At 57.2% G+C, this 7,031-nt stretch carries 6 protein-coding genes and 1 tRNA gene; 5 read left to right on the top strand and 2 right to left on the bottom strand.

The annotated features are described in order from the left end of the window. Positions 1-70: 70 nt before the first annotated feature. Together VN887_10330 and VN887_10325 are read right to left on the bottom strand one after the other, a co-directional pair. On the bottom strand, positions 71-2,167 hold the full coding sequence (locus tag VN887_10330) for a S46 family peptidase (protein ID HXT40408.1): 2,097 nt from the start codon (positions 2,165-2,167) through the stop codon (positions 71-73). Positions 2,168-2,233: 66 nt separating this feature from the next. Next, entirely contained in the window at positions 2,234-2,995 is a 762-nt protein-coding gene (locus tag VN887_10325) for a DUF554 domain-containing protein (GenBank protein HXT40407.1), read from the bottom strand. A gap of 127 nt (positions 2,996-3,122) precedes the next feature. Here VN887_10325 and VN887_10320 point away from each other — a divergent pair. From VN887_10320 to VN887_10300, 5 genes are all read left to right on the top strand, one after another. Next, positions 3,123-3,199 (top strand) — tRNA-Pro (locus tag VN887_10320). A gap of 93 nt (positions 3,200-3,292) precedes the next feature. Then, complete coding sequence (locus VN887_10315) at positions 3,293-3,526, top strand: hypothetical protein (GenBank protein HXT40406.1); 234 nt, start codon at positions 3,293-3,295, stop codon at positions 3,524-3,526. Positions 3,527-3,681: 155 nt separating this feature from the next. Beyond that, positions 3,682-4,104, top strand: a complete 423-nt coding sequence (locus VN887_10310) for a hypothetical protein (protein HXT40405.1) — start codon at positions 3,682-3,684, stop codon at positions 4,102-4,104. Positions 4,105-4,224: 120 nt separating this feature from the next. Further along, positions 4,225-4,608 (top strand): hypothetical protein, encoded by a 384-nt coding sequence (locus VN887_10305; protein HXT40404.1) that lies wholly within the window; start codon positions 4,225-4,227, stop codon positions 4,606-4,608. 580 nt (positions 4,609-5,188) lie between these two features. Beyond that, positions 5,189-6,832 carry a sigma-70 family RNA polymerase sigma factor gene (locus VN887_10300; protein ID HXT40403.1) on the top strand — a complete coding sequence of 548 codons (1,644 nt, stop codon included), beginning with the start codon at positions 5,189-5,191 and terminating at the stop codon, positions 6,830-6,832. Positions 6,833-7,031 lie beyond the last annotated feature (199 nt).

Below are 7,031 nucleotides of genomic sequence, written 5' to 3'. Positions count from 1 at the left end.
GGCATGGTGCCGGCCAATATTCCCCATGCCAATGATGCCAAGTCGCGCTTTGATCATGTCGCGCCCCAATTCATTTCCTGCGCTTTCCGCCTGTCAATTCATCGGCGAGTTCCTTCGCGTCGTAAACCTTGCGCAACGCCTCGATAATCGACTGCGAACAAACCGACACCGCCCGGGCCTGGGTGTCGGTAAAGGCGAAATCGAGAACGAGCGACTGGATGTTGCCGTCGAAGATGATGCCGACGAACTCGCCTTTCCGGTTCACCACCGGGCTGCCCGAGTTGCCGCCGATGATGTCCGCCGTGCACACGAAGTTGAGCGGCGTCTTCAAGTCGAGCCGGCTCTTCCGCTTGATCCAGCGCGGCGGAATGTCGAACGGCGGCTGGTTCCCGTGTTCCGCGCCGCGTTCGTAAAGACCGGCCATGGTCGTTTGAAATGGAATGTGCTGACCGTTTTCATCGTAACCCTTCACCGTGCCGTAGGCGAGCCGCAGCGTGAACGTCGCGTCCGGATACGTGCTGGTGCCTTCAATGGCGAATCGGGCTTTCGAGATTTGCGCCTGCGCCTGCTGTTTGATTTCGCTCTGGGTTTCGATGATCTTCCGGACGGCGCGCGCATCGGAATCAACCAGCCGCGCAAGTTCAATCATCGGATCGTGGGCAGCGTCCACGGCCTCCTTGCCTTCCTTGTAAAGCTTCTTGCGAAGCGCGACGTCCCTGATCTTCGTTCCGCGCACCAGTTCGGAGGCGCGTTCCTGTGGCGATTTGCCGGCCAGGATTTTTTGCGCGAGCGGATCGGAGTACCCGAGTTTGCCGACGAGAAAGGTGAGCGAGTCGCTCAACAGGAGCTGCTCGAGATCATCGTATATCGGTTTCTCGGAGAAAAGCTGGAACTCGAGTGACGCCAGACCGGCGTCACCGAATTCGCGCAATCGTTCGGCGTTCGGTTTGGGCTTTTCTTCCGCGGCGCGCAACAAGGTCCGCGCAATGCCGAAAAGGTCGCTGTGAAACCCCTGGCCGGCTTCAAGCAGATTGTAACGCAACGCGCTTTCCGCGATGACGTTTTGGGCGTCGGCAATTTTCTCCCACGCGCCCGCGGCATCTTTGAAGTCCGGACTGGCGGCGACGGCGTCGCGGAGTTTTTTTTCCGCCGCTTTTTTTGCCTCCATCAAATTTGGATCGAGCACGCCGGCCAGTTCGCCGATGAAGGCCTTGCGGCTGTTTTGGACGCTGAACAAATCCTCCTTGGCGCGGCGGGCGTTCTCGTCGCTGCGCGCGCTGTAACTGAGCAGCAACACCTCAAGGTTGCGCAGACGTTCGAGCGCGTAGGGCAGACGGCGGTCGCGGATATATTCGAGTTCAGCGACGGTGAAGAGCCGGCTCGTGCGGCCGGGATGTCCGGACACGAAGACCAGCTCATTTTCCGAAACACCGGCTTCACTCCATTTCAAATAGTGCTGAATCCTCGCGGGCCTGCCGTTTTCGTAAACGCGGAACAGGCAGATATCGAGGTCGAACCGGGGATATTCGAAGTTGTCCGGATCGCCGCCGTAAAACGCCGCCTGTTGTTCGGGCGCGAAAACGAGACGCACGTCGGTGTATTTCTTGAAACGGTAGAGATGATACTGACCGCCCTGATAGAGGGTGACGACGTCGCTGCGCAGACCGGTTTTTTCAAACGATTCCTTCTCGATTTCCGCCGTTACCGCGCGGCGGGCAAGGAACGCCTGTTCGGGCGGCATATCCGTTTTGACGGCCGCATTCACACGCGCGGTGACGTCCTCGATGCTCATCAGCACGTTCAGCTCAAGATCAAGACAGCGTTTCTCGTCGGCAGGCTTGCGGGCGTAAAAACCGTCGCGCAAATAGTTGTGGTCCTTGTCGCCGAATTTTTGCAACGCGTCCGCGCCGACATGATGGTTGGAAATCACCAGGCCGTCTTCCGAAACGAATGACCCGGACCCGCCGCTGTTGAATCGGACCGACGACTTCTGGACATGTTCCAGCCATGCGTCGGTCGCGTCGAAGCCGTATTTTTCCTTGAGTTGTTTGCGCGGTGGATTGTTAAACAGCCACATGCCTTCGTCGGCTTTGAGTGATGACGCGTTCATGGAAAGCAGCAGGCCGCCCAGCGCCGCGGCCTGGAATGAGGGGGATTTTGGTTTCATGGGAGGCTCGTTATTTTCGGCGACAGATTGCGGTCGAACCGGACAGAATTCAAATTGGAAATGTGCTCAACGCCACAGCCAGGTCAGCAGCGGCGCGTAAATGAGACCGGGCAGGTAGTTGACCAGTTCGATTTTTTTCAATTCGAGGATGACCAGGGCGACGCAGAAGACCAGAAGTCCGGTGACGGCGTTGACAGGATCGACGAGTGAATATTTTGCCAGCCACGGCTGCGCCAGTTTGGCCAGGAGGGTGATGGTGCCCTGGCCGGCGACGACCGGGATGGCTGCTGACGTCACTCCCCAGCCGAGTGTCCTGACCAGAGCCATCGTCGTCAGGGCATCCATCACGGCTTTGATCGCGAGCGGTTTGATGTCTCCGGCCAGCCCGTCGTCGAGCGACCCCAGGATGGCCAGAGGCGCGGCGCAAAACAGAATTGAACCGGTGACAAAGCCGTCACTGAACCCGTACCCGCCCGCCGGACGCGCGCCCGAAATCATTTGTTTGGCGTGCCGACCGAGGCGGTTGAGGGATTTCTGGATGCGCAGCAGGTTGCCCGTCAGATTGCCGAGCATGAGCGACGCAAGGACGATGGCCAGTTGCTTGAGGACACGGGGAAAACCGCCGCCCAGCGCACCCCAGGTTGCGCTCAGGCCCGCGTAAACCGTGAAGACACCCAGAAGAATCTTGAGCATGTTTTGATGGGCAACCGGAATCGTCTTTTTGGTCATCAGCCCGGCGGCGCCTCCCATGAGAATTGCCGCGGCGTTGATGATGGTCCCGACCACGCCGGGAACTGAACCATGCGCCAGTGGAAGTGCAAAGGGCAAAGTGAGGTGCGCCGCGCAACCGCGGCCCTCATCGCGTCAACCGCATTGTTCACGATGTCAACGGGCGGGCGGAAAAAACGTCATTGCAATTGTCCGGGGTGCGCGGCAACGTCTCAGCGCTTTGGTTCGGGGCGTAGCGTAGCCTGGTAGCGCGCTTGTTTCGGGTACAAGAGGTCGTGAGTTCGAATCTCACCGCCCCGACCATATTTTTCTAAGAAGTCCGCGTTTCTTCTTGCCGAGGATGGACACAGAACAATCGAAAACATAAATTCAAACCAGTCCCAGGACTAACACTTCATGTGGACCAGAAAGTTGAGTCCGGTCAGTTTTCGGGAGGAACTGCTGGAATTGATCGGGGAGAAGCAGGGCAAACAGCATCATGGAGAGGAGTTGAGGGAGTCGGATGAACAGAAGGCGGAGCGGTTGAGGGGAGAGATGTTGATTGAGAGAGGCGGGTTGGACGGAAGCGGAATTGCGACAGCACCGGAAAGGCGACCCAAGGAAGGCACGCATGGCGGTGCGATTGCGTGATGAAACAACGATGAGTTGGTCGTGGATTGCGAAGCGGTTGTAAATGGGGTATTGGCGGACAGCTTCCAATGCGACGCGCTCGGTCACAAAGCGAAAGCGGCTACGATGAATTTATCATTTAGTCATCTCTGACCCCTCTATGTCGCGCCGACACAATGAGCACTCTGCTTAAAGATTTGCAGTTTCCGGTACTGTGCCGGAGTCAGAACCTTGTTCGCGTCAAACTGACGGAGGACGAACTAACTACCTGCAACAAGTTAGGTCTCAAGAATGGATGGTATCGAGGGATGACGGTAATCGATTCCAACGGGACGGGGATTAAGGTCAAGGACGCGCACAAGCTGCATGGGGTCGGACTGTTCTGGGGCTACAACGTATTCCTGAATCAGCGGATCAAAGTGGAACTGGAGCCATCGGGTGAACCGTTCGTGGTTTCCGTAGGCGAGGCGCGCGACATGGTCCTGAAGTCGTTCCGGGCATGGCACGGCTGGCAATCCCGTGGCGACTTCGAGGAACTCCAGGAGAACGTGCAAATGGCGCAGACGATCCCGGAGTTGTTTGAGCTGCTCAAAGGTTGAAATGAGCTTGGTCGGTGATTCGAAGGTTACACGCCAACGTATGGCTGAGACGTCCAGAGACGGGCGCAGCGGTTGACACCGTTTACCCGCTTGAATGGTATAAATGCGATTAGATCCCTTATGATTGAGATAAGTCCAATTTGCATCATCAAAGGCGAAACGTTCTCGCCAGCACTTGCAGAAATGAAGACGGGGCTTCGATTCTTCAAAAAGAATGAACCGGGCGAATTGGGTAAACTCGGTCGGTTCAAGAATGCTCCCCAACCCTATGGAAGCGCAGAACTTGTGCCGCTGGATGACAGTAAGGGATACGCAGCCATGAATGCCTTGCTCGAGACTTTAAGCAAGGGGATAGCCATTCTGAGGGAGTGTGGTGCTCTGGATATAAGCTTTTACATAGCAGTGTCATATCAGGACCAAGCAAATCTCGAATTTAACACCAGTTTCTTAGCGAAGATAGCGGAACTAAAGATACCTTTATTAATAACAGTCTTTGAGAAGTAAAGGAGTGAAGAAGGACTTGGTGGAAGCTTACAAATGGTTCAAAGTGGTAGAGAGTATCGTTCGCAACATGGGCAAGTGAGGGCAACGCTTTGCCCGCGCTCAGATGGTAAACCAAGCCTAGTCTGTGATGCCAGTTCGGTGAAAGCAGCACTTTTTACGACGGCACTGCGGCGCTTAACACATCCAACGCAGTCCTAACAAATCCTAACATAAAAGTTTCGGATTGGGTGGAACGGCGACGTGATCGGGAAAAGTGTAAAACGCAAAAAGTGTCAATGAATACGGGCTTGTAACGCGCTTTTTCCGAAACGACGCGAAATCACCGGCTTAGGTTCAGATCTCACCGCCCCGACCATCTTTTGCCGCGCAATTCGCGGTTCCGAATCCGATCTCTATACTGACTGCCTCAAGAGCGGCAATCGCGGAGAATCTCTGATCGAAGTCAGGACGAGCTCCGTCGTCGTAAGGGTTACCCGGTCAATCGCTTCGTCGCACCCATCTGTCACTGTGGTTAAAGAAATGATGTCCGGGACAGTTTTCTTGTCACCGGTTCTCCCTTTCCGGGTACTTATGCGGTGATATGATCACAAACACATTGATGACCGTAGAGGGAACAACGGATGCAGATTTGGTGACACAGACACTGGATGGCGACCGTGATGCCTTCGGGCAAATCGTTTCGCGCTACCAGTCGCTCATTTGCTCACTGGCATACAGCGCCACCGGCGGTCTTGGCCAGAGTCAGGACCTGGCGCAAGAGACGTTCATTACGGCCTGGAAACATCTGCGGCTATTACGGGAACGACACAAGCTCCGCGCCTGGTTGTGTGGCATCGCCCGGTGTTTGATCGGCAAGGCTCTTCGACGGGACGGGCGTGAACCCACTCATTCAGCAGAGCCGTTGGAAGCCGCGCACGAACTCCTTCCGGAAGGGCTTCGGGCCGCGGACCCACTGCCGTCGGAACGGGCCATCAGCAAGGAGGAAGAGGAGATTCTCTGGCGTTCCATCGAACGCATTCCGGAGATTTACCGGGAGCCGCTCGTGTTGTTTTATCGCGAGCAGCAGTCCGTGGAAAAAGTGGCGGAAGCCCTGGATTTGAGCGAGGACGCGGTCAAGCAACGCCTTTCGCGCGGACGCAAGCTGCTCCACGAAGAGGTGCTGTCGTTCATCGAGGGGGCTCTCGAACGCAGTTCACCCGGCAGGGCTTTTACAATCGGTGTACTTGCGGCCCTGCCAGCCTTTGCCTCTTCGGCGACTGCGGCGGGTTTCGGCGTGGCCGCGACCAAGGTAAGTGCCGCCACCAAAGCCGGCGCCGGGCTGGCTGCCTTCAATGTCCTGGCCGGTCCACTCACCGGTTTTCTGTCAACCTACCTGGGTTACAAAATGTCAATGGACGGGGCCGCCTCGGAACAGGAACGCGGGTTTATCAAACGTTTCTACGGCGTGTTGATCGTTTTCATCGTCGTGCCGGTGGCGCTGGTGTTGCTCGCGGCGTGGGCACGTCCGCTGGCGGTCTCACATCCCGTGCTGTTCGGCGGACTGATGATCGGGGTTGTGACGAGTTGGATCCCGGCCACCGCACTCCTCGTCCTCTGGATGCGCCGGAAGCTCCGCGAACTGAACGCCGCTGCTTCAGCGTCTTCTGCAAGCGCGGCAACCTCAAAGCCGGTGACCGCGTTTGAATATCGCACAAAAACTCGTCTGTTCGGCCTGCCGCTGGTTCACATCAGGTTAGGTGCAACCTGGGCCAGTCAACGGGAGGCGGTCAAGGCCTGGATCGCCATCGCGGACGATGCGGCCATCGGCGGTATTTTCGCGTTCGGAGGAATGGCCATCGCCCCGATATGTATTGGCGGATTTGGCGTCGGTGGAGTTGTGTTCGGCGGTTTTGGGGCCGGAGTCCTCTGCTACGCCGGCTTCGCTGTCGGTGTCTGGGTTGTGGGCGGAATGGTGTCGGGTCTGATGGCGGTTGGCGGCTGCGCCTTTGGATGGAAAGCGGCGGTTGGAGGGATCGCGATCGCTCATCAATTTGCGCAGGGGGGCGTGGCCCTGGCTCCCCATGCAAACGACGCCGCGGCCACCGCGTACATCGGCGGCAACGCCTTTTTCCGGAACGCCCTCGTCCTCGTCACGAAATGGCTTTGGCCGACCCTTCTGGTTTCTCTGCTGCCCTCTCTTCTGATCTGGCGCGCGACGAGAAAGAAGCGTCGCCAGCAGGCGTGAACCTACTTCGTTAAGTGGTCGAGGATGTTCGTCAACTTAACGTTCGCCTCTCCTGCGCGGCATCCGAATTTGCCTTCCTCGCGCTCTTTGTGCGGATCGCGAAGACGCGAGCGGGAATAATCGCCGGTCGAGCAAAAAAGCCCATGGAATGCAATTGATCTATGACGTAGTGCAACCCGGCTTCGGTGGGGTCTTCTGG

This window comes from Candidatus Angelobacter sp. (assembly GCA_035607015.1).
GTDB lineage: Bacteria > Verrucomicrobiota > Verrucomicrobiia > Limisphaerales > AV2 > AV2.
The sequence above is the reverse complement of the archived record's forward strand: the minus strand, read 5'-3'. Positions and strand labels throughout refer to the sequence as shown.